This is a genomic window from Pseudomonas sp. SMN5, from assembly GCF_052041925.1.
Lineage (GTDB): Bacteria > Pseudomonadota > Gammaproteobacteria > Pseudomonadales > Pseudomonadaceae > Aquipseudomonas.
Genome location: NZ_JBKGGX010000002.1, coordinates 313103 through 339192, shown reverse-complemented (window position 1 = coordinate 339192; position 26090 = coordinate 313103). Strand labels below are relative to the sequence as shown.

25 protein-coding genes and 1 pseudogene are annotated in these 26090 nt (G+C 61.2%); all 26 read left to right on the top strand.

The window, feature by feature from the left end; translation table 11 throughout:
- Positions 1-109: 109 nt before the first annotated feature.
- The 26 genes and pseudogenes from ACLEJR_RS03210 (at position 110) to ACLEJR_RS03085 (ending at position 26074) form a co-directional block, all read left to right on the top strand.
- On the top strand, positions 110-1585 hold the full coding sequence (locus tag ACLEJR_RS03210) for a sigma-54 dependent transcriptional regulator (RefSeq protein ID WP_440795760.1): 1476 nt from the start codon (positions 110-112) through the stop codon (positions 1583-1585).
- 239 nt (positions 1586-1824) lie between these two features.
- Positions 1825-3033, top strand: coding sequence for a sensor histidine kinase (locus ACLEJR_RS03205; protein ID WP_440812074.1), 1209 nt, complete (start codon positions 1825-1827; stop codon positions 3031-3033).
- 5 nt (positions 3034-3038) lie between these two features.
- Entirely contained in the window at positions 3039-4427 is a 1389-nt protein-coding gene (gene fleR / locus ACLEJR_RS03200; RefSeq protein ID WP_440812071.1) for a sigma-54-dependent response regulator transcription factor FleR, read from the top strand.
- Positions 4428-4644: 217 nt separating this feature from the next.
- Entirely contained in the window at positions 4645-4971 is a 327-nt protein-coding gene (gene fliE, locus ACLEJR_RS03195) for a flagellar hook-basal body complex protein FliE (RefSeq protein ID WP_440812068.1), read from the top strand.
- Between the two features lie 15 nt (positions 4972-4986).
- Entirely contained in the window at positions 4987-6771 is a 1785-nt protein-coding gene (gene fliF / locus ACLEJR_RS03190; RefSeq protein ID WP_440812065.1) for a flagellar basal-body MS-ring/collar protein FliF, read from the top strand.
- On the top strand, positions 6764-7783 hold the full coding sequence (fliG, locus tag ACLEJR_RS03185) for a flagellar motor switch protein FliG (protein WP_024778656.1): 1020 nt from the start codon (positions 6764-6766) through the stop codon (positions 7781-7783). The genes fliF and fliG overlap by 8 nt, the downstream gene beginning before the upstream one ends.
- A gap of 7 nt (positions 7784-7790) precedes the next feature.
- On the top strand, positions 7791-8615 hold the full coding sequence (gene fliH, locus ACLEJR_RS03180) for a flagellar assembly protein FliH (RefSeq protein WP_440812062.1): 825 nt from the start codon (positions 7791-7793) through the stop codon (positions 8613-8615).
- Positions 8605-9963 carry a flagellar protein export ATPase FliI gene (gene fliI, locus ACLEJR_RS03175; RefSeq protein WP_440795750.1) on the top strand — a complete coding sequence of 453 codons (1359 nt, stop codon included), beginning with the start codon at positions 8605-8607 and terminating at the stop codon, positions 9961-9963. Before fliH ends, fliI begins: the two co-directional genes overlap by 11 nt.
- A gap of 6 nt (positions 9964-9969) precedes the next feature.
- A complete protein-coding gene (fliJ, locus tag ACLEJR_RS03170) occupies positions 9970-10419 on the top strand; it encodes a flagellar export protein FliJ (RefSeq protein WP_245138382.1) in 450 nt (149 codons plus the stop codon).
- A gap of 102 nt (positions 10420-10521) precedes the next feature.
- Positions 10522-10821, top strand: a pseudogene (locus tag ACLEJR_RS03165) (STAS domain-containing protein); the annotation flags it as partial.
- Positions 10822-10908: 87 nt separating this feature from the next.
- A complete protein-coding gene (locus tag ACLEJR_RS03160) occupies positions 10909-12615 on the top strand; it encodes an ATP-binding SpoIIE family protein phosphatase (RefSeq protein WP_440812061.1) in 1707 nt (568 codons plus the stop codon).
- A gap of 31 nt (positions 12616-12646) precedes the next feature.
- A complete protein-coding gene (locus ACLEJR_RS03155) occupies positions 12647-12991 on the top strand; it encodes an Hpt domain-containing protein (protein ID WP_245138383.1) in 345 nt (114 codons plus the stop codon).
- A gap of 87 nt (positions 12992-13078) precedes the next feature.
- A complete protein-coding gene (locus ACLEJR_RS03150) occupies positions 13079-14446 on the top strand; it encodes a flagellar hook-length control protein FliK (protein WP_440812059.1) in 1368 nt (455 codons plus the stop codon).
- 210 nt (positions 14447-14656) lie between these two features.
- Complete coding sequence (gene fliL / locus ACLEJR_RS03145; protein ID WP_440795743.1) at positions 14657-15160, top strand: flagellar basal body-associated protein FliL; 504 nt, start codon at positions 14657-14659, stop codon at positions 15158-15160.
- Between the two features lie 9 nt (positions 15161-15169).
- A complete protein-coding gene (gene fliM, locus ACLEJR_RS03140) occupies positions 15170-16138 on the top strand; it encodes a flagellar motor switch protein FliM (protein ID WP_440795741.1) in 969 nt (322 codons plus the stop codon).
- 72 nt (positions 16139-16210) lie between these two features.
- On the top strand, positions 16211-16669 hold the full coding sequence (gene fliN, locus ACLEJR_RS03135) for a flagellar motor switch protein FliN (protein ID WP_440795843.1): 459 nt from the start codon (positions 16211-16213) through the stop codon (positions 16667-16669).
- Positions 16670-16693: 24 nt separating this feature from the next.
- A complete protein-coding gene (gene fliO / locus ACLEJR_RS03130) occupies positions 16694-17116 on the top strand; it encodes a flagellar biosynthetic protein FliO (protein ID WP_440795841.1) in 423 nt (140 codons plus the stop codon).
- Positions 17116-17865 carry a flagellar type III secretion system pore protein FliP gene (fliP, locus tag ACLEJR_RS03125; protein ID WP_440795739.1) on the top strand — a complete coding sequence of 250 codons (750 nt, stop codon included), beginning with the start codon at positions 17116-17118 and terminating at the stop codon, positions 17863-17865. Before fliO ends, fliP begins: the two co-directional genes overlap by 1 nt.
- A gap of 23 nt (positions 17866-17888) precedes the next feature.
- Positions 17889-18158 (top strand): flagellar biosynthesis protein FliQ, encoded by a 270-nt coding sequence (fliQ, locus tag ACLEJR_RS03120; protein ID WP_440795737.1) that lies wholly within the window; start codon positions 17889-17891, stop codon positions 18156-18158.
- Positions 18159-18162: 4 nt separating this feature from the next.
- Positions 18163-18945: a flagellar biosynthetic protein FliR gene (gene fliR / locus ACLEJR_RS03115; protein WP_440795735.1), complete on the top strand. Its 783-nt coding sequence runs from the start codon at positions 18163-18165 to the stop codon at positions 18943-18945.
- A 3-nt stretch (positions 18946-18948) separates the two neighbouring features.
- Positions 18949-20085 (top strand): flagellar biosynthesis protein FlhB, encoded by a 1137-nt coding sequence (gene flhB / locus ACLEJR_RS03110; protein WP_440812056.1) that lies wholly within the window; start codon positions 18949-18951, stop codon positions 20083-20085.
- A gap of 280 nt (positions 20086-20365) precedes the next feature.
- Positions 20366-22495: a flagellar biosynthesis protein FlhA gene (flhA, locus tag ACLEJR_RS03105; protein WP_440795731.1), complete on the top strand. Its 2130-nt coding sequence runs from the start codon at positions 20366-20368 to the stop codon at positions 22493-22495.
- An 11-nt stretch (positions 22496-22506) separates the two neighbouring features.
- Positions 22507-23856 (top strand): flagellar biosynthesis protein FlhF, encoded by a 1350-nt coding sequence (gene flhF, locus ACLEJR_RS03100; protein ID WP_440795729.1) that lies wholly within the window; start codon positions 22507-22509, stop codon positions 23854-23856.
- A 116-nt stretch (positions 23857-23972) separates the two neighbouring features.
- The gene (gene fleN, locus ACLEJR_RS03095; protein ID WP_042729120.1) at positions 23973-24803 is read left to right on the top strand and encodes a flagellar synthesis regulator FleN; all 831 of its coding nucleotides are present in this window, start codon (positions 23973-23975) and stop codon (positions 24801-24803) included.
- Positions 24800-25543, top strand: coding sequence for an RNA polymerase sigma factor FliA (fliA, locus tag ACLEJR_RS03090; protein ID WP_245139490.1), 744 nt, complete (start codon positions 24800-24802; stop codon positions 25541-25543). The genes fleN and fliA overlap by 4 nt, the downstream gene beginning before the upstream one ends.
- Before the next feature lie 159 nt (positions 25544-25702).
- Positions 25703-26074: a chemotaxis response regulator CheY gene (locus ACLEJR_RS03085; RefSeq protein ID WP_003199125.1), complete on the top strand. Its 372-nt coding sequence runs from the start codon at positions 25703-25705 to the stop codon at positions 26072-26074.
- The last annotated feature ends 16 nt before the right edge of the window (positions 26075-26090 follow it).

The following is a 26090-nucleotide window of genomic DNA, read 5'->3' as shown; positions in this document are numbered from 1 at the left end:
ACTAGTAACTGTTTTCAGATTTCAGGCGTCTACAGGCGTAACAAGTCTGCAAGCGTCTAGCTTGCCCCCTAATTCCGGGCATTGGGTTGACTAGGGAAGTTGCTATTGCATGTGGCGTGAAACCAAAATTCTCCTGATCGATGACGATAGCGTCCGCCGCCGTGATCTGGCGGTGATCTTAAATTTTCTCGGCGAAGAAAATTTACCCTGTGCAAGTCATGACTGGCAGCAGGCTGTCGATTCTTTGTCCTCCAGTCGTGAGGTCATTTGCGTTCTCATCGGAACGATAAGTGCTCCCACCACGCTTTTGGGCTTGCTAAAGACACTCTCAACCTGGGATGAGTTCCTTCCTGTTTTACTAATGGGCGAAAATTCTTCTCTTGACTTGCCGGAAGACCAGCGTCGTCGGGTGCTTTCGACCCTTGAGATGCCGCCCAGCTACAGCAAGCTGCTCGATTCGCTGCACCGGGCGCAGGTCTATCGCGAGATGTATGACCAGGCCCGCGAGCGCGGCCGTCATCGTGAGCCCAACTTGTTCCGCAGTCTTGTCGGCACCAGCCGGGCGATTCAGCATGTTCGTCAGATGATGCAGCAGGTTGCCGACACCGACGCCAGCGTCTTGATCCTCGGCGAGTCGGGTACCGGCAAGGAAGTGGTTGCACGCAACCTGCACTATCATTCCAAGCGTCGCGAAGCGCCATTCGTGCCGGTCAACTGCGGCGCGATTCCGGCCGAGTTGCTGGAAAGCGAATTGTTCGGTCATGAGAAGGGCGCTTTTACCGGCGCGATCACCAGTCGCGCCGGGCGTTTTGAGCTGGCGAACGGCGGCACGCTGTTCCTGGATGAAATCGGCGACATGCCGTTGCCGATGCAGGTCAAGCTGCTGCGGGTCTTGCAGGAGCGCACCTTCGAGCGCGTGGGGAGCAACAAGACTCAGAGCGTCGATGTACGAATCATTGCCGCGACCCATAAGAATCTCGAGAGCATGATCGAGACCGGCGGTTTCCGCGAAGACCTTTACTATCGCCTGAACGTCTTCCCGATCGAGATGGCGCCGCTGCGTGAGCGGGTCGAAGACATTCCTCTGTTGATGAACGAGCTGATTTCACGCATGGAGCATGAAAAGCGCGGCTCGATCCGTTTCAACTCGGCGGCAATCATGTCCCTGTGCCGTCATGGCTGGCCGGGCAACGTCCGCGAGCTGGCGAATCTGGTGGAGCGCATGGCCATCATGCATCCCTATGGCGTGATCGGTGTGAACGAGCTGCCGAAGAAATTCCGCTACGTCGATGATGAAGACGAGCAAATGGTCGACAGCCTGCGCAGCGATCTGGAAGAGCGGGTGGCAATCAACGGTCATACGCCCGATTTCACCGCCAATGCCTTGCTGCCGCCGGAAGGCCTGGATCTCAAGGATTATCTGGGAGGCCTGGAGCAGGGGCTGATCCAGCAGGCCCTGGACGACGCCAACGGTATCGTCGCACGGGCCGCCGAGCGCCTGCGCATCCGGCGTACCACGTTGGTCGAGAAGATGCGCAAGTACGGCATGAGCCGTCGCGAGGGCGATGAACAGGCGGATGATTGACGCCTGCTTTACCATTCACCGCTGATTCATGGTGAGTATGCTCCCCTGTGGCGAGGGAGCTTGCTCCCGCTGGGCCGGGCTGGCGCACCAGCGCGAAGCGGCCCTATTCGTGGGGCAGCAGCGCAGTCCAGCGGGAGCAAGCTCCCTCGCCACAGGTTTGACTATCCTTCCGGCACGCCTATTGCTACTGCCTCTCGCAACGTCCGTTTAACTGACGGTCAGCCACGCGAGAGAGCAAGATGACCCACGCCGCCCAGATGTCTCCTGTTCCCGAGCCGGGACACCTGCCGTCCTCCGAGCAGGCAAGCCGGCTTGGCCTCGAACAGGCATTTTCGCTGTTCAATCAGGTGTCCAGTCAGCTGAGCGATTCCTACAGCCTGTTGGAAGCCCGGGTCACTGAACTCAAGGGTGAACTGGCGGTGGTCAGTGCTCAGCGCATGCAGGAACTGGCGGAAAAAGAACGCCTGGCCAATCGCCTGCAAAACCTTCTGGACCTGTTGCCCGGGGGTGTGATCGTCATAGATGCTCACGGTCGCGTGCGCGAAGCCAACCCGGCTGCTTGCCAGTTGCTTGGCCTGCCGCTGGAAGGGGAGCTGTGGCGCCAGGTCATTGCCCGTTGCTTCGCGCCGCGTGATGACGATGGACACGAGGTCTCCCTCAAGGATGGCCGCCGTTTGTCCATCTCGACCCGTTCGCTGGACGCCGAGCCCGGGCAGTTGGTCCTGCTCAACGACCTGACTGAAACCCGTCACCTGCAAGATCAACTGGCGCGTCATGAGCGGCTGTCCTCCCTGGGCCGAATGGTCGCTTCGCTGGCCCATCAGATCCGCACACCACTTTCCGCCGCGCTGCTCTACGCCAGCCATTTGACTGAACAACAATTGCCGGTGGATACCCAGCAACGTTTCGCCGGGCGGCTGAAAGAACGCCTGCACGAGTTGGAGCATCAAGTGCGCGACATGCTGGTTTTCGCCCGTGGGGAGCTGCCGTTGACCGATCGCGTCAATCCCAAGGCGCTGCTGCAGGCGCTGCAGGCGGCCGCCTCGGCTCATGTCCAGGACCTGCCGATCCGCTGGCAATGCGACAGTCACTACGGAGAGGTGTTGTGTAACCGCGACACCCTGGTGGGCGCGGTGTTGAACCTCATCGAGAACGCGATCCAGGCCAGTGGCGACGACGTCCGGCTCAAGGTCCACCTTTATACCCGCGACAACGTCCTGCGCCTGTGCGTCAGCGACAGCGGCAGCGGTATCGAGCCGGCGGTGCTGGCGCGCCTGGGCGAGCCGTTCTTTACCACCAAGACCACCGGAACCGGCCTGGGCCTGACCGTGGTCAAGGCTGTGGCCCGGGCTCATCAGGGAGCATTGCAACTGCGCTCACGGCTGGGGCGTGGCACCTGTGCGACGGTGTGCCTGCCGCTGTTTTCCAGCGTACCCGAGATGGAGTGAAGGCAATGGCGATCAAGGTGTTGCTGGTTGAAGATGACCGCGCCCTGCGCGAAGCACTGGTCGATACGTTGATATTGGCCGGGCATGACTACGCTGCGGTGGGCTCGGCCGAGGAAGCATTGCTGGCCGCGGACCGGGAAGCGTTCAGCCTGGTGATCAGTGACGTCAACATGCCGGGAATGGACGGTCACCAATTGCTCGGCCTGTTACGTGCGAGCCAGCCTCAATTGCCGGTATTGTTGATGACCGCCCACGGCGCTGTCGAGCGAGCGGTTGAGGCGATGCGTCAGGGCGCGGCGGATTATCTGGTCAAGCCGTTCGAACCCAAGGCGCTGCTGGAGCTGGTGGCTCGCCACGCCTTGGGCAGCTTGGCGGTGGAGGGCGAAGGCCCGGTTGCCATCGAGCCGGCCAGCGCGCAGTTGCTGGAACTGGCTGCGCGGGTGGCTCGCAGCGATTCGACTGTGTTGATATCCGGTGAATCCGGCACAGGCAAGGAGGTGCTGGCGCGCTACATTCATCAACAATCCCGGCGGGCCAACGAGCCGTTCATTGCCATCAACTGTGCGGCGATTCCCGACAACATGCTCGAGGCGACGTTGTTCGGCCACGAGAAAGGCTCGTTCACCGGCGCCATCGCCGCCCAGGCCGGCAAGTTCGAACAGGCTGATGGCGGCACGATCCTGCTCGATGAAATTTCCGAAATGCCCTTGGGCCTGCAAGCCAAGCTGCTACGCGTGTTGCAAGAGCGTGAAGTCGAGCGGGTGGGGGCGCGCAAGCCCATCAGCCTGGATATCCGGGTGGTGGCGACCACCAACCGCGACCTCGCCGGTGAAGTGGCGGCGGGACGGTTCCGGGAAGACCTTTATTACCGCTTGTCGGTATTTCCCCTGGCCTGGCGTCCACTTCGCGAACGTACCGCCGATATCCTGCCGCTGGCCGAGCGTCTGTTGGCCAGGCACGTCAATAAAATGAAGCATGCACCGGCCAGGCTTTCAGCCGAGGCCCGGGCTTGTCTGGTCGCTTACCCCTGGCCTGGCAACGTCCGGGAATTGGATAACGCGATTCAGCGAGCGTTGATCCTGCAGCAGGGCGGTCTGATCCAGCCGCAGGACTTCTGTCTGGCCGGCCCGGTAGCCTGCGCGCCTTTGCCTGCATCAGCGCCGAGTGCGACGTTCGTACCTGCCCCGCAAGCGGATAGCGAATCGGCCGGTGCGTTGGGCGACGACCTGCGTCGCCGGGAATTCCAGATGATCATCGACACCTTGCGCGCCGAGCGCGGGCGTCGCAAGGAAGCGGCCGAACGCCTGGGCATAAGTCCGCGGACCTTGCGCTACAAGTTGGCGCAGATGCGCGATGCCGGGATGGACGTGGAGGCGTACCTCTTCGCCAGCTAATACTGTTTATCCCCTGTGGGAGCGAGCCTGCTCGCGATAGCGGTGGTCCTGGCGATGCCGATGTGACTGTCATGGCGCTATCGCGAGCGGGCTCGCTCCCACAGATGTGTATGGGGATTTGTTTATCGCCGGCCTTGAGCTGGCACCCTTGTTGCTACTACCCAGATATCCGCTGAGCAAGTGTCAAAAAAACGCGGGCCGCCAGAGAGAATAGACCATGAGCCAAGGTATTGAATTTAATCGATTGATGTTGGACATGCGGGCCATGCAAATGGACGCCATGGCCCAGCCGAAATCGGTCGCCGTCCCCGAGGTGGGTGGCAGCAGCTTTTCCGATATGCTCGGTCAGGCCGTCAATAAAGTGAACGATACCCAGCAGGCGTCGAACCAATTAGCAAGTGCGTTTGAAATTGGTAAAAGTGGCGTCGACCTGACTGACGTGATGATCTCCTCGCAAAAAGCCAGTGTCTCGTTCCAGGCCTTGACCCAGGTTCGCAACAAGCTGGTTCAAGCCTACCAAGACATCATGCAGATGCCGGTTTAAGGAAACTATTGAGTCATGGCAGAAGCAGCCGTAGATAACGTTCCGGCCAAGGCCACTCCACCAGACGGCAAACCGCCGCTGTTTGGCTTGTCCTTCCTGGAAAATCTCTCCGAAATGACCATGTTGCGTCAGGTCGGCCTGTTGGTGGGCCTGGCTGCGAGCGTGGCGATTGGTTTTGCCGTGGTGTTGTGGTCCCAGCAGCCGGACTACCGTCCCCTCTACGGTAGCCTGGAGGGTATGGACGCCAAGCAAGTGATGGAGACCCTGGCGGCTGCCGACATTTCCTATACCGTCGAACCCAATTCCGGCGCCTTGCTGGTCAAGGCCGACGATGTTGCCCGTGCGCGCCTCAAGCTCGCCGCGGCTGGCGTGACGCCGAAAGATGGCAACCTCGGCTTCGAGATCCTCGACAAGGACCAGGGCCTGGGTACCAGCCAGTTCATGGAAGCGACCCGTTATCGTCGCGGCCTGGAAGGCGAACTGGCACGGACCATTTCCAGCCTGAACAACGTCAAGGGCGCACGGGTGCACCTGGCAATTCCGAAAAGCTCGGTATTCGTGCGTGATGAGCGCAAGCCCAGCGCATCGGTACTGGTGGAACTGTATCCGGGCCGCTCCCTGGAGCCGGGCCAGGTCATGGCCATCGTCAACCTGGTGGCGACCAGCGTACCTGAGCTGAGCAAGTCGCAGATCACCGTCGTCGACCAGAAGGGCACGCTGCTGTCCGATCAGGCGGAAAACTCCGAACTGACCATGGCCGGCAAGCAATTCGATTACAGCCGTCGGATGGAAGGCATGCTGACCCAGCGGGTGCACAACATCCTGCAACCGGTCTTGGGTAATGATCGCTATAAGGCGGAAGTTTCGGCCGATGTGGACTTCAGTGCGGTCGAGTCGACTTCCGAGCAGTTCAATCCTGATCAGCCAGCGTTGCGCAGTGAGCAGTCGGTCAATGAGCAGCGCACCGCCAGCAATGGTCCGCAGGGCGTTCCCGGTGCGTTGAGCAACCAGCCGCCGGCTCCGGCCAGCGCGCCGCAAACCACCGGTGGTGCCGCTGGGTCGGCCAGCATGGTGCAGCCAGGTCAGCCGCTGGTGGACGCCAACGGCCAGCAGATCATGGACCCGGCCACCGGCCAGCCGATGCTGGCGCCATACCCGGCGGACAAGCGTCAGCAGTCGACCAGGAATTTCGAGCTCGACCGTTCCATCAGCCACACCAAGCAACAGCAAGGTCGTTTGACGCGTCTTTCGGTCGCGGTGGTGGTGGACGACCAGGTCAAGGTCAACCCGGCCAACGGCGAAACCACTCGTGCGCCATGGAGCGCCGACGAATTGGCGCGCTTCACTCGCCTGGTCCAGGACGCCGTCGGATTCGATGCCAGCCGTGGCGACAGCGTCAGCGTGATCAACGTGCCGTTCTCCTCCGAGCGCGGTGAAGTGATCGCCGATATTCCGTTTTATTCGCAACCCTGGTTCTGGGATGTGGTCAAGCAAGTACTGGGCGTGCTGTTCATCCTGATCCTGGTATTCGGTGTGCTGCGTCCGGTGCTGAACAACATCACCAATGGCGGCAAGAACAAGCAGTTGGCAAGCCTGGGTGACGTAGAGCTGGGAGGCATGGGCGGCCTGGATGGCGAATTGGCCAATGATCGCGTCAGCCTCGGCGGGCCGCAGAGCATTCTGCTGCCAAGCCCGAGCGAAGGTTATGACGCCCAGTTGAACGCCATCAAGAGTCTGGTGGCAGAAGATCCGGGTCGTGTGGCTCAGGTCGTGAAAGAGTGGATCAACGCAGATGAGTGATAATCGAGCCGCTGTTGCCAAATTGTCCCGGGTCGACAAAGCCGCGATTCTGCTGCTGTCCCTGGGTTCGACCGACGCCGCCCAAGTGCTGCGCCACATGGGGCCCAAGGAGGTCCAGCGAGTGGGCGTGGCCATGGCGCAGATGGGTAACGTGCACCGTGAGCAGGTCGAGCAGGTAATGAGCGAATTCGTCGACATCGTCGGCGATCAGACCAGCCTGGGTGTTGGTTCCGATGACTATGTGCGCAAAATGCTCACCCAGGCGTTGGGTGAGGACAAGGCCAACGGCCTGATCGACCGCATTCTGCTGGGCGGCAACACCAGTGGCCTGGACAGCCTCAAGTGGATGGAGCCGCGGGCGGTCGCCGACGTGATCCGTTACGAGCACCCGCAGATCCAGGCGATCGTGGTGGCGTATCTCGATCCGGACCAGGCGGGTGAAGTCCTGGGCAACTTTGACCACAAAGTGCGCCTGGACATCATCCTGCGGGTCTCGTCGCTCAACACCGTGCAGCCGGCGGCCCTGAAGGAATTGAACCAGATCCTCGAGAAGCAGTTCTCGGGCAACTCCAATGCCTCGCGCACCACCTTGGGTGGCATCAAGCGCGCGGCGGACATCATGAACTTCCTCGACAGCTCGATCGAAGGTCAGCTGATGGACTCGATCCGCGAGTTCGACGAAGACCTGTCCGGTCAGATCGAAGACCTCATGTTCGTGTTCAACAACCTGGCCGATGTCGACGACCGCGGCATCCAGGCGCTGTTGCGCGAGGTGTCCTCCGACGTACTGGTCCTGGCCCTCAAGGGGTCGGACGAAGGCGTCAAGGAGAAGATCTTCAAGAACATGTCCAAGCGGGCGGCCGAACTGTTGCGCGACGACCTGGAGGCCAAGGGCCCGGTGCGCGTCAGCGACGTGGAAACCGCACAGAAGGAAATCCTCACCATCGCCCGCCGCATGGCCGAAGCCGGAGAGATCGTTCTCGGTGGCAAGGGCGGCGAAGAGATGATCTAAGGTCGTTATGTCCGTCAAGAGTGATGATGCACCCAGCGACCTGATCCGCGCCCGCGACGTCGGTGGTTTCGACGTCTGGTCGCTGCCCAGCTTCGACCCCCATGTGCCGGAGCCTGAGCCCGAGCCGGTGGAGGAGCTGCCGGAAATCGAGGAAGTACCGCTGGAGGAGGTCCAGCCGCTGACCCTCGAAGAAGTCGAAAGCATACGCCAGGAAGCCTACAACGAAGGTTTCGCCGTGGGCGAGAAAGAGGGCTTTCACAGCACCACGCTCAAGGTCCGTCAGGAGGCCGAAGTGGCCCTGACGGCCAAGCTGCGGGCATTGGAGTCACTGATGGTCAACCTGTTCGAACCGATTGCCGAGCAGGATACGCAGATCGAGAAATCCCTGGTGGGACTGGTGCAGCACATCACCCGCCAGGTCATCCAGCGCGAACTGGCCATCGATTCGAGCCAGATCGAACACGTGATGCGCGAAGCCCTCAAGCTCCTGCCATTGGGCGTGGGCAACGTGCGGCTGTACATCAATCCGCAGGATTTCGAACTGGTCAAGGCCTTGCGCGAGCGCCACGAGGAAACCTGGCGCATCGTCGAGGACGCCTCGCTGTTGCCTGGCGGCTGTCGCGTGGAAACCGAACACAGCCGCATCGACGCAACTGTCGAGACCCGCATCGAGCAGGTCATGGCCAAGTTGCTGGACCAACTGCACGAGCAAGCCCTGCACCCGGCACCGGCCGACCTGAGCCTGGAACTGCCGGACGAGCTCAGGGCTGACGCCGAACCTGACGGTGCGTCATTGATTGCCACCGAACCGGACAGCCGCGATGCGCCTTGAGCGAACCAGCTTCGCCAAGCGCCTGGGCAGCTACGCCGAGGCCACCGAGCTGGCGGGCCAGCCGATCCTGGAAGGACGCCTGTTGCGCATGGTCGGGCTGACGCTCGAAGCCGAGGGCCTGCGTGCTGCCATGGGCAGCCGTTGCCTGGTCATCAACGACGACAGCTATCACCCGGAGCAGGTGGAAGCCGAGGTCATGGGTTTCTCCGGCAGTAAAGTATTTCTGATGCCGGTGGGCAGCGTCGCCGGGATCGCCCCCGGCGCGCGCGTGGTGCCCCTGGCCGATACCGGTCGCCTGCCCATGGGCATGAGCATGCTCGGTCGCGTACTGGACGGTGCCGGGCGCGCCTTGGACGGCAAAGGCGGCATGAAGGCCGAAGACTGGGTGCCGATGGACGGCCCGACGATCAACCCCCTCAAGCGCGACCCCATCAGCGTGCCGCTGGACGTGGGCATACGCTGCATCAACGGTGTATTGACGGTCGGGCGCGGCCAGCGTCTGGGCCTGTTCGCCGGTACGGGTGTGGGCAAGAGTGTGCTGCTGGGCATGATGACCCGCTTCACCGAGGCCGACATCATTGTGGTGGGGCTGATCGGCGAGCGGGGCCGCGAGGTGAAGGAGTTCATCGAGCACATTCTCGGCGAGGAAGGCCTCAAGCGCTCGGTTGTCGTGGCTTCGCCGGCGGATGACGCGCCGTTGATGCGTCTGCGGGCAGCCATGTATTGCACGCGCATCGCCGAGTATTTCCGCGACAAAGGCAAGAACGTCCTGTTGCTGATGGATTCGTTGACCCGTTTCGCCCAGGCCCAGCGGGAGATCGCCCTGGCCATCGGTGAACCGCCGGCGACCAAGGGCTACCCACCGTCGGTGTTCGCGAAGTTGCCGAAACTGGTGGAACGCGCCGGTAATGCGGAGAAGGGCGGCGGTTCGATCACTGCGTTCTACACCGTGCTTTCCGAAGGTGACGACCAGCAGGACCCGATCGCCGACTCGGCCCGGGGCGTGCTCGACGGTCACATCGTGCTGTCCCGGCGCCTGGCCGAGGAAGGACATTACCCGGCCATCGACATCGAGGCGTCCATCAGTCGGGTCATGCCGTCGGTGGTCAGCCCTGAGCACATGAAGCGTGCCCAGCAATTCAAGCAGTACTGGTCGCGTTATCAACAAAGCCGTGACCTGATCAGCGTCGGCGCCTACGTACCCGGCGGTGACCGCGAGACGGACACCGCGATCAATCTGTACCCGGCCATGTCCGTGTATTTGCGCCAGAGCCTGAACGACAACATTGGCATGGGGGCCAGCGAAGCGCACCTGCAGAGTATTTTCACCCCCGTCGCCGGCGGGTAACCGACCATGGCCACGAGTCGTGCGGCGCGCCTGGCGCCGGTGGTGGAAATGGCGGAAAAAGCCGAGAAAGCCGCCGTGCAGCGGCTGGCTTATTTCCAAGGGCAGGTGGCGGTCGCCGAAAGCAAATTGGCTGACCTGGAGAATTTCCGCCTCGAATACCAGGAGCAGTGGGTTGCCCGTGGCCGCCATGGGGTTTCCGGACAATGGCTGCTGGGCTACCAGGGGTTCCTGGCGCAGTTGGGGACCGCCATCGACCAGCAGCGCCAGAGCCTGGTCTGGCATCAGAACAATCTGGAAAAAGCCCGGCAGGGCTGGCAGGAGGCTTTCGCCCGCGTGGAAGGGCTGCGCAAACTGGTGCAGCGCTATATCGATGAGGCGCGACAGCTGGAGGATAAACGCGAACAGAAGTTGCTGGATGAGCTGTCCCAGCGCCTGCCGCGCCAGAACCCATATTGACCACTCAACAGGATTTCGTCAGGTGAATGATCCGAAACCTTGCTCAGACCTTCACCAGATGCTAAACCTTGTACACGTATGTCCATGACAAGGAAGCCGATCATGTCAGTCGTTACCGAAGTATCCCCCGATAGGCAGAAGTTGACGATTTCGATCAAGGGTCGATTCGATTTCGGTCGGCATCAAGAGTTTCGTGAGGCGTATGAGCGGCTCGATCCACTGCCAGGGTCCGTCGTCGTGGATTTGAAAGAAGCCACCTATCTGGACAGCTCTGCCCTGGGCATGCTCCTGCTGCTGCGCGATTTTGCCGGCGGCGACGATTCGGACATTCGGATCGTCAACAGCAACAGTGACGTCAAGAAAATCCTGGCGATTTCCAATTTCGACAAACTGTTCGATATCTACCCCAAAGACGACCGGTCGGCAGAGCACGACCGCACAGGCAACCACCACGACAAGCGTCATTCAGGCGAAGCCTGACTGCCCATCATGTTGTCCGACCTGGAACCGTTGACGGTCCTGATCGCCGAGGACAGCGCCGCTGATCGACTGTTGTTGTCCACCATCGTCCGTCGCCAGGGTCATCATGTACTGACTGCGGCGGATGGCGCCGAGGCGGTCGAGGTGTATCGGGGGCAGCGTCCGCATCTGGTGCTGATGGACGCGATGATGCCGGTGATGGATGGCTTCGAGGCCGCGCAGAAGATAAAGCAGCTGGCCGGCGACCAGTTGGTCCCGATCATTTTCCTGACATCGCTGACCGAGAGCGAAGGCCTGGCTCGCTGTCTGGAGGCCGGCGGCGATGATTTTCTCGCAAAGCCTTACAACCAGGTGATCCTGGCTGCCAAGATCAAGGCCATGGACCGCTTGCGTCGGTTGCAGGCTACGGTGGTGGAGCAGCGTGACCAGATCGCCCGGCACAATGGCTACCTGCTCAACGAGCAGCGGGTCGCCAAGGCGGTCTTCGACAAAATTGCCCACTCCGGCTGCTTGAGCGCGCCGAATATCCGTTATCTGCAATCACCTTATGCCTTGTTCAACGGCGATTTGCTGCTGGCCGCGTTCAATCCGGCCGGGGACATGCATATCCTGCTGGGCGATTTCACCGGGCATGGTTTGCCGGCGGCGGTGGGCGCGATGCCGTTGGCGGAAGTTTTCTACGGCATGACGGCCAAGGGCTATGGCCTGGCGCAGATCCTGCGGGAGATGAACGCCAAGCTCAAGCGGATCCTGCCGGTGGACATGTTTTGCTGCGCAACCCTGCTGTGCCTGAGTTTCCAGCGTTGCACGGTAGAGGTCTGGAACGGCGGCATGCCCGACGGCTATCTGCACGACGGCCTCAGCGGCAGACGCACGCCATTGCCGGCGCGGCACCTGCCACTGGGAGTGCTGTCGCCTCAACTATTCGATGACCGCACCGAAGTCCACCCCATGTCCTTGGGTGACAGGGTCTTCCTGTTGTCTGACGGCGTAATCGAGACCAGTGACGAACAGGACCGGCCGTTTGGTGTCGAGGGGCTGCAACAGGTGTTCGCCGCCAACCGTGAGCCCGACCTGCTGTTCGATGATATCCAACAGGCCTTGCGGGACTTTGGCGGAGAATCGCGGGATGACTTCAGCATGGTCGAGGTGCGGCTCGTCGCGCCTTCGCAACTCAATCCGCCGCAACCGGTCTACTCCGATAGCGGCCAATCCAGCCCGCTGGACTGGTCGGTGAGCTTCGAGTTCCGGGCACAGACGCTCAAGCGCTTCAACCCGATGCCTTATCTGTTGCAGTTGTTGCTTGAGGTTCATGGACTCAGGGCTCAGAGTGGGGCTCTTTACAGCGTCCTGTCGGAGCTTTATTCCAATGCCCTGGACCACGGCGTATTGGGGCTCGATTCGAGCCTCAAGCGTGACGCGTCGGGGTTTGCCCGGTATTACCGGGAACGTAACGAACGCCTGGATGGGCTGAGCGATGGCCATGTGCGGGTGCACCTGCACGTCACGCCGAACGAAGAGGGTGGTCGCCTGGTCATCGAGGTCGAGGACAGCGGCCAGGGTTTCGACGTGGCCCGGGTGCTGGCGCAACCCGTGAACAGTGATCGGTTATCCGGGCGCGGCGTGAGCCTGGTGCGTCAACTTAGCCATCATGCCTCGTGGTCAGACGATGGTCGTAGTGTGCGCGTGGAGTTTTTCTGGGAGGCTCTGGCATAATCAGGGTCATTCTTGATCAGGGAGCGAACAAGTGAGTGAGATTCATCTGGACCGTGACGTGCTGAGCACGTTGAAGGAAGTCATGGAAGAAGGGTATCTGGAGTTGCTGGATACCTTCCTTAACGATTCCGAAGCTCGCCTGCGGGTGCTGCATGAGGCGCGGGACGCTGAAAAACTGAGCGCCACCGCCCATAGCTTCAAGGGCAGTAGCAGCAACATGGGCGCCATCCGTCTCGCCGAGCTCTGTGGCGAACTGGAGCAGCGTGCCAAGCAGCCGTCGTTGGGCGGTATCGAGAAGCTGGTCAGCGAAATCGACAGCGAATTCGCTCACGTGCGCTCGCTGTGCCGGGAAGAGCGCGAAGGCTTCCACTGCTGAGCATTCTCGGGCAATCGTAGATTGGCCCGCCCCTTGCATTGTTTGTCCCGACTGTACCTATGATTCCAGTGCAGCGGAGACTTTTTTATGCCGGTTACCCCCAATTCACTGCTTCAGGCCGCTGCCCAGGCCAAGCCTCAGGCTGCCGTCAATTCACTGGCAGCAGCCCCGGACAACGGGGATAAAGGCTCCAGCTTCGCTAAAGTCTTTGCCCGTCAGGCATCCTCCGACTCCTCGGGGCCTGCTGTTAAGGCCGCGCGCGACAAGACTTCCGATGTCCCCGTCAAAAAGGAGGCCGGAAACGAAACCGCTGCCGCTGAGGAACCCAAGGTTGCCGATAGCGGCAAGCCCTTGCCTGTAGACAAGCAACCGTCCAGCGCCGACGACGAGACGGCCAGTGATGACGCAGCCGATTCGACTGACGATACGGTGGCACAGGCTCCCGTGGCGGATCCGACACTCGATCCGGCACAGCTGCCGGACATGAGCGTACCCGTCGTGGCCACCGCGCCGGAACCACCACCGGTGGTGGTCGCCGCTCAAGTCCAGGCCGCTGCTGCCGTGGCTCCGCCGGCCGCTCAGTTGGTCTCGCCGGGCCCGGTCGAAGACCCGGTTGTCGATCCGGCTTTCGACCCGCAAGCCGACCCACTCGACGCGTTGCCGGCTTTGCGCTTGGCGATGGAACAAAGTGGCCATGTTTCCGCCTCCAGCCAGGCGCAACCCAAAGTGGCTGCTCCTGCTTCGCTCGAGGCCGACCAGACTTCGGCCCAGACGTTTGCCGCCGGTATGGCGAGCATGCTGACCGTGCAAGCCGACCAGGACAGCACCGGTCCCGGCAGCCAGGGCGGTGACAAGGCATTCGGTGGCCTGATCAGCGAAGGCCTCAAGGACCTGACCGCCGCTTCCAGCGATACGCGGGTCGATGATTTTGCCAACCGTCTGGCGGCACTGACCCAGGCTGCGACGCCGAAGACCGCCAACGCGGTGCCGGTCAACCAGCCCATTGCCATGAACCAGAATGGCTGGACCGAAGAAGTGGTCAATCGCGTCATGTACCTGTCCAGCGCCAATCTCAAGGCGGCTGATATCCAGCTGCAACCGGCCGAGCTCGGGCGTCTGGACATCCGTGTGAACATGGTGCCGGACCAGCAGACCCAGGTCACCTTCATGAGCGCTCACTCAGGCGTTCGCGAGGCGCTCGAAGGCCAGCTGCATCGCTTGCGCGACAGTTTTGCCCAGCAGGGCATGGGGCAGGTCGACGTCAATGTGTCCGACCAATCCCGAGGCTCGCAGGACCCGGGACAACAGGCGCAACAGCAGGCCCAGGCAGGACGAACCCGTTCGTCTGGCGAGCGTATCGATTCGCCCGATGAGCAATCGCCAGCCAGCATTGCTGAAGTGGCAACTTCCACCACCAGCGTGATCGGCACCAGCGCGGTCGACTACTACGCCTGATTGATAACAATCAGAATCTGTGGGAGCGAGCCTCTCGCGATAGCGGTGGATCAGTCATCAATGAGGTGACTGACACACCGCTATCGCGAGCAGGCTCGCTCCCACAATAGTTTGGGGGAGTCGCTGGGCGAGCCGGACACTTCTGGCATAACACTTGCTCCACCCTAGCCACGCAACAGTGAAAACCCCGATTAGTGACGGATTATTGGCATGGCGAAGAGCGACGCAGCAGCTGTAAAAGACCCCGCAACCAAAGGCAAGCTCAAGATGATCATCCTGATCGTCGTCGGCCTGCTCCTGGCGATCGGTGTGTCCGTAGGAGCGACCTGGTATTTCATGCACGGCGCTCAAAGCAAGCCAGCCCCAGCGGCCGAGGCCGCACCGGTCGGCAAACAGCCGGCGATTTTCGAATCGATGGCCCCGGCCTTCGTGGCCAACTACACCCAGAACGGACGCCAGCGCTACATGCAGGTCAGCATCACCCTGCTGGGTCGCAACCAGGCCGACCTGGAAGCACTGCGGGTGCACATGCCGCTGATCCGCAATAACCTGGTGATGCTGTTTTCCGGACAGAACTTCGACACCCTGGCGACGCCCGTCGGCCAGGAAATGCTCCGTCAGAAAGCCACGGCCAGCGTGCAGGAAGTGGCTCAGAAAGAGCTGGGCAAAGTGGTGATCGAACAGTTGCTCTTCACTAACTTCGTATTGCAGTAGGAACACGACATGGCCGTGCAGGACCTGTTGTCCCAGGACGAAATCGACGCGCTGCTACACGGTGTCGACGACGGCCTGGTCCAGACCGAAAACGTAGCTGAACCGGGCAGCGTCAAAAGTTATGACCTGACCAGCCAGGACCGCATCGTTCGCGGACGCATGCCGACCCTGGAAATGATCAACGAGCGTTTCGCCCGGTACACCCGCATCAGTATGTTCAACATGCTGCGCCGTTCGGCGGACGTGGCCGTTGGTGGTGTGCAGGTGATGAAGTTCGGTGAGTACGTGCACTCGCTGTACGTGCCCACCAGCCTCAACCTGGTGAAGATCAAGCCGTTGCGCGGCACTGCGTTGTTCATCCTTGACGCCAAGCTGGTGTTCAAGCTGGTGGACAACTTCTTCGGTGGCGATGGGCGTCATGCCAAGATCGAGGGGCGTGAATTCACCCCGACCGAACTGCGCGTCGTGCGCATGGTGCTGGAACAGGCCTTCGTCGACTTGAAGGAAGCCTGGCAGGCGATCATGGAAGTGAACTTCGAGTACATCAACTCCGAAGTGAACCCGGCCATGGCGAATATCGTCGGCCCGAGCGAAGCCATCGTGGTCTCGACTTTCCACATCGAGCTCGATGGCGGTGGCGGTGACCTGCATGTGACCATGCCGTACTCGATGATCGAGCCGGTGCGCGAAATGCTCGACGCCGGTTTCCAGTCGGATCTCGACGACCAGGACGAGCGCTGGATCAATGCGTTGCGCCAGGACGTGCTGGATGTCGACGTGCCAATCGGTGCGACGGTTGCCCGGCGTCAGCTGCGCCTGCGGGACATTCTGCACATGCAGCCAGGGGACATCATTCCCGTGGAAATGCCCGAAGACATGATCATGCGCGCCAACGGCGTGCCGGCCTTCAAGGTCAAGATGGGCTCTCATAAAGGCAACCTGGCGTTGCAGGTGATCGAGCCGATCGAACGCCGCTGAGCGGTGTCGTACCCTTTAAGTTTGTAACGGATTTTAGGTTTTCTACTGATTTTTGCCCGCCGAGGACAAATGATGGCTAACGATATGAACACCCCGGATGACCAGGCGCTGGCCGATGAGTGGGCTGCGGCCCTTGAGGAGGCGGGCGATGGCGGACAGGCCGACATCGACGCCTTGCTGGCCGCCGACACGGGTGCCCAGGCTTCCAATCGCCTGCCCATGGAAGAGTTCGGCAGCGTGCCGAGAAGCAATGACCAGGTCACCCTGGACGGTCCGAATCTGGATGTGATCCTGGATATCCCGGTGTCCATCTCGATGGAAGTGGGCAGCACCGACATCAACATCCGCAACCTGCTGCAACTCAACCAGGGCTCGGTGATCGAGCTGGATCGCCTGGCGGGCGAGCCGCTGGACGTACTGGTCAACGGTACGCTCATCGCCCACGGTGAAGTGGTGGTGGTCAACGAGAAGTTCGGCATTCGCCTGACGGACGTGATCAGCCCGAGCGAACGCATCAAGAAGTTGCGCTGAGTGAAAACGCTATTCGCCGCAGCGATGATGCTGCCGTTCAGCGTGCTGGCTGCCGAGCCGGCGGCCACTGCGGCTACCGCGGTCGCTGCACCAGCGGTGGGCAGCGGCGTGGCCGGGCAATTGGCGCAGTTGGTGCTCGGCCTGTTGCTGGTGCTGGGATTAATCTTCTTCCTCGCCTGGCTGCTGCGCCGCGTGCAACAGGCAGGGCCGGCGGGCAAAGGGCAGGTCATCGACATCGTCGGCTCTCGCGCGCTGGGACCACGTGATCGGCTGGTGCTGGTGCAGGTCGGTAACGAGCAGATTCTGCTGGGTTTGAGTCCAGGCTCGATCACCGCTTTGCATGTCCTCAAGGAGCCGGTACAGGTGCCCTCTACCGAACAGGCCTCCCCCGAGTTCGCCCAGCGTCTCATGGAGCTGTTGGGGAAAGACCAGAAGGATAAAAAGTAATGCCGCTGCGCATTCTATTGGCGCTGGCCCTGATGCTGGCCGCGCCGTTGGTATCTGCCGCCGACCCGCTGTCGATACCGGCGATTACCTTGGGCACCAACGCCGACGGGGCGCAGGAGTACTCGGTCAGCCTGCAGATCCTGCTGATCATGACCGCGCTGAGCTTCATCCCGGCGTTCGTCATGCTGATGACCAGTTTCACGCGGATCATCATTGTCTTTTCGATCCTGCGCCAGGCCCTGGGTTTGCAGCAGACGCCGTCGAACCAGATCCTCACCGGCATGGCGCTGTTTTTGACGATGTTCATCATGGCTCCGGTGTTCGACCGGGTGAACCAGGACGCGCTGCAACCTTATCTGGCGGAAAAACTCAGCGCACAGGACGCGGTGGCCAAGGCCCAGGTGCCGATCAAGGACTTCATGCTGGCCCAGACGCGCAGCAGCGACCTGGAATTATTCATGCGCCTGTCGAAGCGTACCGACATCGCCAGTCCCGACCAGGCGCCGTTGACGATCCTGGTGCCGGCCTTCGTGACCTCCGAACTCAAGACTGCGTTCCAGATCGGTTTCATGATCTTCATCCCGTTCCTGATCATCGACCTGGTCGTCGCCAGCGTACTGATGGCGATGGGTATGATGATGCTCTCACCGCTGATCATTTCTCTGCCGTTCAAGATCATGCTGTTCGTGCTGGTGGATGGCTGGGCGCTGATCATCGGCACGCTGGCGGGCAGTTTCGGCGGTGTTTAGCCCTTTTGTGCAGGTAGCAAGATATGACGCCTGAAGTCGCGCTGGACCTGTTTCGAGAAGCGCTCTGGCTGACCACGATTATGGTCGCCATCCTGGTGATTCCCAGTCTGCTGGTGGGTCTGGTGGTGGCCATGTTCCAGGCAGCGACGCAGATCAACGAGCAGACCCTGAGCTTCCTGCCGCGCCTGCTGGTGATGCTGGTGACGCTGATCGTCGCCGGTCCGTGGCTGGTGCAGACTTTCATGGAATACATCCTGCGTTTGTACGGCAGTATTCCACAGTTGATCGGCTGACCCGATGTCGATGCTTGCGCTGACAGACACCCAGATCAGTTCCTGGGTGGCGGCGTTCATCCTGCCGCTGTTTCGTGTCACGGCCGTACTGATGAGCATGCCGGTCTTCGGCACGACCCTGCTGCCCAGGCGCATTCGCCTGTACTTCGCCTTGGCGATCACTGTGGTCATCGCGCCCGGGTTGCCACCGATGCCGCCGGTTCATGCCTTGGACCTCAGTGCGTTGATGCTGGTGGCCGAGCAGATTCTCATCGGCGCCTTGATGGGGTTTTCTTTGCAGCTGTTTTTCCAGGCATTCGTAGTGGCCGGGCAAATCATTTCGATCCAGATGGGCATGGCCTTTGCCTCGATGATCGATCCCACCAACGGCGTGAACACCGCGGTGATCGGGCAGTTCCTGACGATGCTTGTGACCTTGCTGTTTCTCGCCATGAACGGGCACCTGGTAGTGTTCGAGGTGCTGACCGAGAGCTTCACTACCATGCCGGTGGGCAGTGCGATGCTGGTCAATCATTTCTGGGACGTCGCCGGCAAGCTAGGTTGGGTGCTGGGCTCGGCGATGGTGTTGGTACTGCCCGCGGTGACTGCCCTGCTGGTGGTCAACATCGCGTTTGGCGTGATGACCCGGGCGGCGCCGCAACTGAACATTTTCGCCATTGGCTTCCCGCTGACCCTGGTGTTGGGCATGGTGATTTTCTGGATCAGCCTGGGGGATATTCTCAACCAGTATCAACCGCTGGCCACCGAGGCCTTGCAGCTGCTACGCGACATGGCACAGGCGCGCTGAACCATGGCCGAAAGCGAGAGTGGTCAGGACAAGACAGAAGACCCCACGGAGAAGCGCCAGCGCGAGTCCCGGGAAAAAGGCGAGATTGCCCGCTCCAAGGAACTCAACACCCTGGCGGTGATGCTGGCCGGCTCCGGTGGCTTGCTGATCTATGGTGGCGGGCTGGCCCTGGACCTGCTGGAAATCATGCGGCTGAATTTCTCCCTGCCACGTGAAGTGTTGCTCACCCCGGGCGCCATGACGCAGCATCTGCTGCACTCCGGGAAAATTGCAATCGCGGCGGTGCAGCCCATTCTGATTTTTTTGCTGGTGGCAGCCTTTGTCGGTCCGATTTCCCTGGGTGGCTGGTTATTTGCCGGCGGGAGCCTGGCCCCGAAATTCAGTCGGATGAATCCGGCCGCCGGCCTCAAGCGCATGTTCTCGACATCAGCACTGATGGAGTTGCTCAAGGCTTTTGGGAAATTCCTGATCATCCTGTTTGTGGCGCTGACGGTGTTGCAATCGGACATTGATGACATAGTGCGTATTGCCCATGAGCCGTTGGAGAAGGCGATCATCCACAGCGTGCAATTGGTGGGTTGGAGTACGTTGTGGATGGCCTGCGGCCTGATCCTGATCGCCGCCATCGACGTGCCGATCCAGCTTTATCAGAGCAAGCAGAAGTTGATGATGACCAAGCAGGAGGTTCGCGACGAGCACAAGGACGCGGAGGGCAAGCCGGAGGTCAAGCAGCGTATCCGTCAATTGCAGCGCGAGGTTTCCCAGCGGCGGATGATGGCGGCCATCCCCGATGCCGATGTGGTCATCACCAACCCGACTCACTACGCCGTCGCCCTCAAGTACGACCCCGAAAAAGGCAATGCGCCCGTGTTGCTGGCCAAGGGCAATGACTTCCTGGCGCTGAAGATCCGTGAGATCGCCGTGGCCAATGAGGTGATGCTGCTCGAGTCCCCGGCGCTGGCGCGATCGATTTACTACTCCACCGAACTCGACCAGGAGATCCCTGGAGGCCTGTACCTGGCCGTGGCCCAGGTATTGGCCTACGTCTACCAGATCCGCCAGCACCGCGCGGGCAAGGGCAAGCGTCCGGAGCCGCTGAAGGATTTGCCGATCCCGCCGGATTTGCGGCGTGATTCCTGAGGCAGCGTAGTGGGCAGCTGTCAGCAGCCATCGCTTTTCGCGAGCAAGCCCACTCCTTGACGACATATGCAGATCCATTGGTGGGAGCGAGCCTGCTCGGGATGGCGTCGGATCGAACCACCTGATGTCGGCCAACAGACCCTGTTCGCGAGCAGCCTCGCCACCGCCGTTTCCAAGCCTCTATTGCGCTCCATGATGAAAGTTGGACAGCTTCTTGCAATACCCCGCCTGCGCCCGTTTCGGGCGTCAAAAGTTTGCTTCACTGGAACGGGGATTATTGGTGGATCGCTCTCAGTTACTCAGCACTGCGCGCAGCAACGTCGTAGGCCTCAGCCAGGGCAATCTGGGCGTGCCGCTGTTGCTCATGGTCATGCTCGCCATGATGATGCTGCCGGTCCCGCCGTTCCTGCTGGACGTGTTCTTCACGTTCAACATCGCGCTGTCGATCGTGGTGCTGCTGGTATGCGTTTACGCCCTGCGGCCGCTGGATTTCGCGGTGTTCCCGACCATCCTGCTGGTGGCCACGCTGTTGCGTCTGGCATTGAACGTGGCATCGACGCGGGTGGTCATGCTCCACGGCCAGGAGGGCCACGCCGCCGCCGGTAAGGTGATCCAGGCCTTCGGTGAGGTGGTGATCGGCGGTAACTACGTCGTCGGTATCGTGGTCTTCGCCATCCTGATGATCATCAACTTCGTGGTGGTGACCAAGGGTGCCGGGCGGATTTCCGAGGTGAGCGCTCGCTTCACCCTCGATGCGATGCCGGGCAAGCAAATGGCGATCGACGCCGACCTCAACGCCGGCCTGATCGATCAGAACCAGGCCAAGGCCCGCCGTCTGGAAGTGGCCCAAGAGGCCGAGTTCTACGGTTCGATGGACGGTGCCAGCAAGTTCGTGCGCGGTGACGCCATCGCCGGCCTGTTGATCCTGTTCATCAACCTCATCGGCGGCATGGCCGTCGGTATCTTCCAGCACAACATGAGCTTCGGCGATGCCGGCAAGGTCTACGCCTTGTTGACCATCGGTGACGGTTTGGTGGCGCAATTGCCATCACTGTTGCTGTCCACCGCTGCGGCGATCATGGTGACCCGTGCCTCGGGCTCCGAAGACATGGGCAAGCAGATTCGTCGTCAGATGTTCGCGTCACCCAAGGCCCTGGCCGTGTCTGCCGGCTTGATGGCGGTGATGGGCCTGGTGCCGGGCATGCCGCACTTTTCCTTCCTGAGCATGGCGGCCGTGGCGGCTGGTGGTGCCTACCTGTTCTGGAAGAAGGACAACGCGCAGAAGGTGCTGGCCCTTGAAGAGGTCAAGCGTCAGCAGGAGCTGCTGCCATCGCCTGCTCGTGCGCTGGAAACCAAGGAACTGGGCTGGGACGATGTGACCCCAATCGACATGATCGGCCTGGAAGTCGGCTATCGCCTGATTCCGTTGGTCGACCGTAACCAGGGTGGTCAGTTGCTGGCGCGGATCAAGGGCGTGCGCAAGAAGCTGTCCCAGGACCTGGGCTTCCTGATGCCCACCGTGCATATCCGCGACAACCTCGACCTGGCGCCGAGCGCCTATCGCCTGACCCTGATGGGCGTGATCCTGGCCGAGGCCGAGATCTACCCGGACCGCGAGCTGGCGATCAATCCCGGACAAGTCTACGGCAGTCTCAACGGCATCACCGCCAAAGATCCGGCTTTCGGCCTGGAAGCGGTGTGGATCGAAGTCAGCCAGCGGGCCCAGGCCCAGTCCCTCGGTTATACCGTGGTGGACGCCAGCACCGTGGTGGCGACGCACTTGAACCAGATTCTCTACAAGCACTCCAGCGAGTTGATCGGTCACGAGGAAGTCCAGCAACTGCTGCAAGTGCTGGCCAAGGGGTCGCCGAAGCTGGCCGAAGAACTGGTGCCGGGGGTGCTTTCGCTGTCGCAGCTGCTCAAGATTCTCCAGGCGCTGCTGGCCGAACAGGTGCCGGTGCGTGACATACGCAGTATTGCCGAAGCGATCGCCAACAACGCTTCGAAGAGTCAAGATACCGCCGCGATGGTGGCTGCGGTGCGGGTCGGCGTATCCCGTGCAATCGTCCAAAGCATTGTAGGCACTGAGTCTGAGCTGCCTGTGATCACGTTGGAGCCAAGGTTGGAACAGATATTGCTCAATAGTCTGCAGAAGGCAGGACAAGGCTCGGAAGAGGGTGTTCTGCTGGAGCCAAGCATGGCCGAGAAGCTGCAACGTTCGTTGATCGACGCAGCCCAGCGGCAAGAGATGCAAGGCCAGCCGGTGATCCTGCTGGTGGCCGGTCCGATTCGCGCGATGCTCTCGCGGTTCGGACGCCTCGCGGTCCCGGGGCTGCATGTGCTGGCGTACCAGGAAATACCGGACAACAAGCAAGTGACCATCGTTGCGACAGTAGGGCCCAACGGCTGAGGTAGTGGTTTATGCAAGTGAAGCGTTTTTTCGCCGCCGACATGCGTCAGGCCATGAAACTGGTTCGTGACGAGCTGGGCGCTGAAGCAGCCATCATCGGCAATCGCCGGATCGCTGGCGGTGTGGAACTGACGGCGGCCCTGGACTACAAACTGTCGGCGCTGGCCCCACGCGTTCCGAACATGGAACTCGAGGATGAGCTGCGCAAGACCCAATCGCGCATCGCCAGCGCCCAGGCTGAACTGAGCCTGCGCAGCCACGAAGGCGAGGCTGCGGCGGGCACCAATCGTCAATTGTTCGCCGGTCAGCCATTGACCGCGGGCCTGCCATTGACCGCAGCCGAGCCGCTGATCGAGCCGACCCCGGCCGAACCGCGCCGTGCCGAGCCGGCCCCGGCAGCGCCTGCCCGTGGCGTCGACCCGCGAGCCCTTGACTCGATGCGTTCGGAACTCAACAGTCTGCGCGAGCTGATGGAAGTCCAGCTCGGCTCCCTGGCCTGGAACCAGCTGCAAGGCAGCCGTCCAGCCCAGGCCAACCTGTGGCGTCGCCTGCAGCGCATCGGCCTGTCCGGTCCGTTGTCCCGCGACCTGCTGGCGCTGATCAACGGTATCGAAGAGCCGCGCCAGGCCTGGCGCATGTTGCTGGCGCACCTGGCGCGGATGATTGCCACGCCGGAAGTCGAGCCATTGGAAGAGGGCGGTGTGATCGCCATGGTCGGTCCGGCCGGCATGGGCAAGACCACCACCCTGGCCAAGCTCGCGGCCCGTTATGTACTTAAATATGGTGCCCAGAGCATTGCACTGGTGAGCATGGACAGTTTCCGTATCGGTGCCCAGGAGCAACTCAAGACCCTGGGACGGATCCTCAATGTGTCGGTGACCCAGGTGGATCCGGGTCAATCCCTGGCCCAGGCGTTGGAGCCGTTGCTGCGCAAGCGCGTCGTGCTGATCGACACCGCCGGCCTGCAGGCCAGCGATCCGGCCCTGCGCATGCAGCTCGAAAGCCTGGCCGGGCGCGGCATCAAGTCAAAAAATTATCTCGTGTTGGCAACCACCAGCCAGAAGCAGGTTCTAACCGCCGCATACCACAGCTACAAGCGCTGCGGGCTGGCCGGCTGCATCCTGACTAAGCTGGACGAAACGGCAAGCCTGGGCGAGGTACTGAGCCTGGCGATCGGACACGATCTGCCGGTGGCATACCTGACCGACGGGCCGCGGATCCCGGATGATTTGCATCTGCCGCGCCGTCACCAACTGGTCAGCCGTGCCGTGAGTGTGCAAATGCAGGAAGAACCCAGCGAAGAAGCCATGGCTGACATGTTCGCTGATATCTACCACAGCCCGACCAAGCAGGTCGGCTGAGGTTATCATGAGTATTTTTTGTACCTACATCGATGGTCTGCCATGCATTGTTCCGTGTGTGAACGCGCAGCCAGTAATGTGGCCTCCGTCTACGTAAGACAAGGTAAAGAACGAACATGGGCAGCATGCATCCCGTACAGGTGATCGCGGTGACCGGCGGCAAAGGTGGCGTCGGGAAGACTAACGTGTCAGTGAACTTGTCCCTGGCTCTGGCAGAGCTTGGCCGACGGGTCATGCTGCTGGACGCCGACCTGGGCCTGGCGAACGTCGACGTATTGCTGGGGCTTACCCCCAAGCGCACCCTGGCGGACGTCATCGAAGGCCGTTGTGAACTGCGCGACGTGCTGTTGCAGGGGCCGGGCGGGATTCGCATCGTGCCGGCCGCTTCCGGCACCCAGAGCATGGTCCACCTGACTCCGGCCCAGCACGCCGGCCTGATCCAGGCGTTCAGCGATATCGGTGACAACCTTGATGTGCTGGTGATCGACACCGCCGCAGGTATCGGCGACTCCGTCGTCAGTTTCGTACGCGCCGCCCAGGAAGTGCTGCTGGTGGTCTGCGACGAACCCACGTCCATCACCGACGCCTATGCCCTGATCAAGTTATTGAATCGCGACTACGGCATGAACCGCTTCCGCGTCCTGGCCAACATGGCCCAGAGCCCGCAGGAGGGGCGCAACCTGTTCGCCAAGCTGACCAAGGTCACGGATCGCTTCCTGGATGTCGCCCTACAATACGTGGGTGCGGTGCCTTACGACGAAAGCGTGCGTAAGGCAGTTCAGAAGCAACGTGCCGTTTATGAAGCTTTTCCACGTTCCAAATGCGCGCTGGCATTCAAGGCAATCGCCCAGAAGGTCGATAGCTGGCCCTTGCCGGCCAATCCGCGCGGTCATCTGGAATTTTTCGTCGAGCGTCTCGTGCAACAAACAGCAGGGCCCGTGCTATGACTGCAAGCGGTTACAACCATCTCTACAAAAAATCGGCACGGGACGCCCAATACGAACTGATCGAGCGTTATGCGCCCCTGGTCAAGCGTATCGCGTACCACTTGCTGGCGCGCCTGCCGGCCAGTGTTCAGGTCGAAGACCTGATCCAGGCCGGCATGATCGGCCTGCTCGAGGTGGCGAACAAATACGACGCGAGCAAAGGCGCCAGCTTCGAGACGTATGCCGGGATCCGCATTCGCGGGGCAATGCTCGATGAGGTCCGCAAGGGCGATTGGGCGCCGCGCTCGGTGCACCGTAATACGCGCATGGTCAGCGACGCGATCCGGGCAATTGAAGCTAAAACCGGGCGCGACGCTAAAGATCACGAGGTTGCGGCCGAACTCCAGTTGAGTCTCGATGATTACTACGGGATTTTGAACGATACCTTGGGCAGCCGCCTGTTCAGTTTCGACGACCTGTTGCAGGACGGCGAACATGAAGGGCTGCATGAGGATGGCGCAAGTACTCACATGGAGCCTGCGCGTGACCTGGAAGATGAACGGTTCCAGAGCGCGCTGGCCGAAGCGATTGCCAATTTGCCGGAGCGTGAGCGGCTGGTCTTGGCGCTGTACTACGACGAAGAGCTGAACCTCAAGGAGATCGGTGAGGTCCTGGGGGTCAGCGAATCGCGGGTCAGCCAGTTACACAGCCAGTGCGCGGCCCGCTTGCGGGGGCGTTTGGGGGAGTGGCGAGCGCGCTGACAGGCGTGTGGAGCGATTGCGAACGAGATTGGCCAGTCATGCGCCAGCCACGTGCAGCGCTCCAGACCGTTGTCGAGTGTTGTGCCGGAATTGATTGAAATGGCGCGTTCAGGTGCTGGACGCGTTTAAGACTGCTTGGAGGTCGAATTGGACAAGAACATGAAAATCCTCATCGTTGATGATTTTTCAACGATGCGGCGGATCATTAAAAACCTGTTGCGTGACCTCGGGTTCACCAACACGGCCGAAGCAGATGACGGGACCACCGCGCTCCCGATGTTGCACAGCGGTAACTTCGATTTCCTGGTCACCGACTGGAACATGCCAGGCATGACCGGCATCGACCTGCTGCGCCAGGTGCGTGCCGATGAAAAGCTCAAGCACCTGCCGGTGCTGATGGTGACTGCCGAAGCCAAGCGCGAGCAGATCATCGAAGCGGCCCAGGCCGGTGTGAATGGCTATGTGGTCAAACCCTTCACGGCCCAGGCGTTGAAAGAGAAGATCGAAAAAATCTTCGAACGCATCGGTTAACGGCGCCACGGGGGAG

What these genes read in the sequence shown, in the direction of transcription:
- fliJ (WP_245138382.1), top strand. Translation starts at nt 9,970, where the DNA reads ATGGCCACGAGTCGTGCGGCGCGCCTGGCGCCGGTGGTGGAAATGGCG.
- fleN (WP_042729120.1), top strand. Translation starts at nt 23,973, where the DNA reads ATGGGCAGCATGCATCCCGTACAGGTGATCGCGGTGACCGGCGGCAAA.
- fliG (WP_024778656.1), top strand. Translation starts at nt 6,764, where the DNA reads ATGAGTGATAATCGAGCCGCTGTTGCCAAATTGTCCCGGGTCGACAAA.
- fliM (WP_440795741.1), top strand. Translation starts at nt 15,170, where the DNA reads ATGGCCGTGCAGGACCTGTTGTCCCAGGACGAAATCGACGCGCTGCTA.
- fliA (WP_245139490.1), top strand. Translation starts at nt 24,800, where the DNA reads ATGACTGCAAGCGGTTACAACCATCTCTACAAAAAATCGGCACGGGAC.
- fliE (WP_440812068.1), top strand. Translation starts at nt 4,645, where the DNA reads ATGAGCCAAGGTATTGAATTTAATCGATTGATGTTGGACATGCGGGCC.
- ACLEJR_RS03160 (WP_440812061.1), top strand. Translation starts at nt 10,909, where the DNA reads ATGTTGTCCGACCTGGAACCGTTGACGGTCCTGATCGCCGAGGACAGC.
- fliI (WP_440795750.1), top strand. Translation starts at nt 8,605, where the DNA reads ATGCGCCTTGAGCGAACCAGCTTCGCCAAGCGCCTGGGCAGCTACGCC.
- flhF (WP_440795729.1), top strand. Translation starts at nt 22,507, where the DNA reads ATGCAAGTGAAGCGTTTTTTCGCCGCCGACATGCGTCAGGCCATGAAA.
- fliL (WP_440795743.1), top strand. Translation starts at nt 14,657, where the DNA reads ATGGCGAAGAGCGACGCAGCAGCTGTAAAAGACCCCGCAACCAAAGGC.
- ACLEJR_RS03205 (WP_440812074.1), top strand. Translation starts at nt 1,825, where the DNA reads ATGACCCACGCCGCCCAGATGTCTCCTGTTCCCGAGCCGGGACACCTG.
- ACLEJR_RS03210 (WP_440795760.1), top strand. Translation starts at nt 110, where the DNA reads ATGTGGCGTGAAACCAAAATTCTCCTGATCGATGACGATAGCGTCCGC.
- ACLEJR_RS03150 (WP_440812059.1), top strand. Translation starts at nt 13,079, where the DNA reads ATGCCGGTTACCCCCAATTCACTGCTTCAGGCCGCTGCCCAGGCCAAG.
- fliR (WP_440795735.1), top strand. Translation starts at nt 18,163, where the DNA reads ATGTCGATGCTTGCGCTGACAGACACCCAGATCAGTTCCTGGGTGGCG.
- fliO (WP_440795841.1), top strand. Translation starts at nt 16,694, where the DNA reads ATGATGCTGCCGTTCAGCGTGCTGGCTGCCGAGCCGGCGGCCACTGCG.
- fliP (WP_440795739.1), top strand. Translation starts at nt 17,116, where the DNA reads ATGCCGCTGCGCATTCTATTGGCGCTGGCCCTGATGCTGGCCGCGCCG.
- fliF (WP_440812065.1), top strand. Translation starts at nt 4,987, where the DNA reads ATGGCAGAAGCAGCCGTAGATAACGTTCCGGCCAAGGCCACTCCACCA.
- ACLEJR_RS03085 (WP_003199125.1), top strand. Translation starts at nt 25,703, where the DNA reads ATGAAAATCCTCATCGTTGATGATTTTTCAACGATGCGGCGGATCATT.
- fliQ (WP_440795737.1), top strand. Translation starts at nt 17,889, where the DNA reads ATGACGCCTGAAGTCGCGCTGGACCTGTTTCGAGAAGCGCTCTGGCTG.
- fleR (WP_440812071.1), top strand. Translation starts at nt 3,039, where the DNA reads ATGGCGATCAAGGTGTTGCTGGTTGAAGATGACCGCGCCCTGCGCGAA.
- fliN (WP_440795843.1), top strand. Translation starts at nt 16,211, where the DNA reads ATGGCTAACGATATGAACACCCCGGATGACCAGGCGCTGGCCGATGAG.
- fliH (WP_440812062.1), top strand. Translation starts at nt 7,791, where the DNA reads ATGTCCGTCAAGAGTGATGATGCACCCAGCGACCTGATCCGCGCCCGC.
- flhB (WP_440812056.1), top strand. Translation starts at nt 18,949, where the DNA reads ATGGCCGAAAGCGAGAGTGGTCAGGACAAGACAGAAGACCCCACGGAG.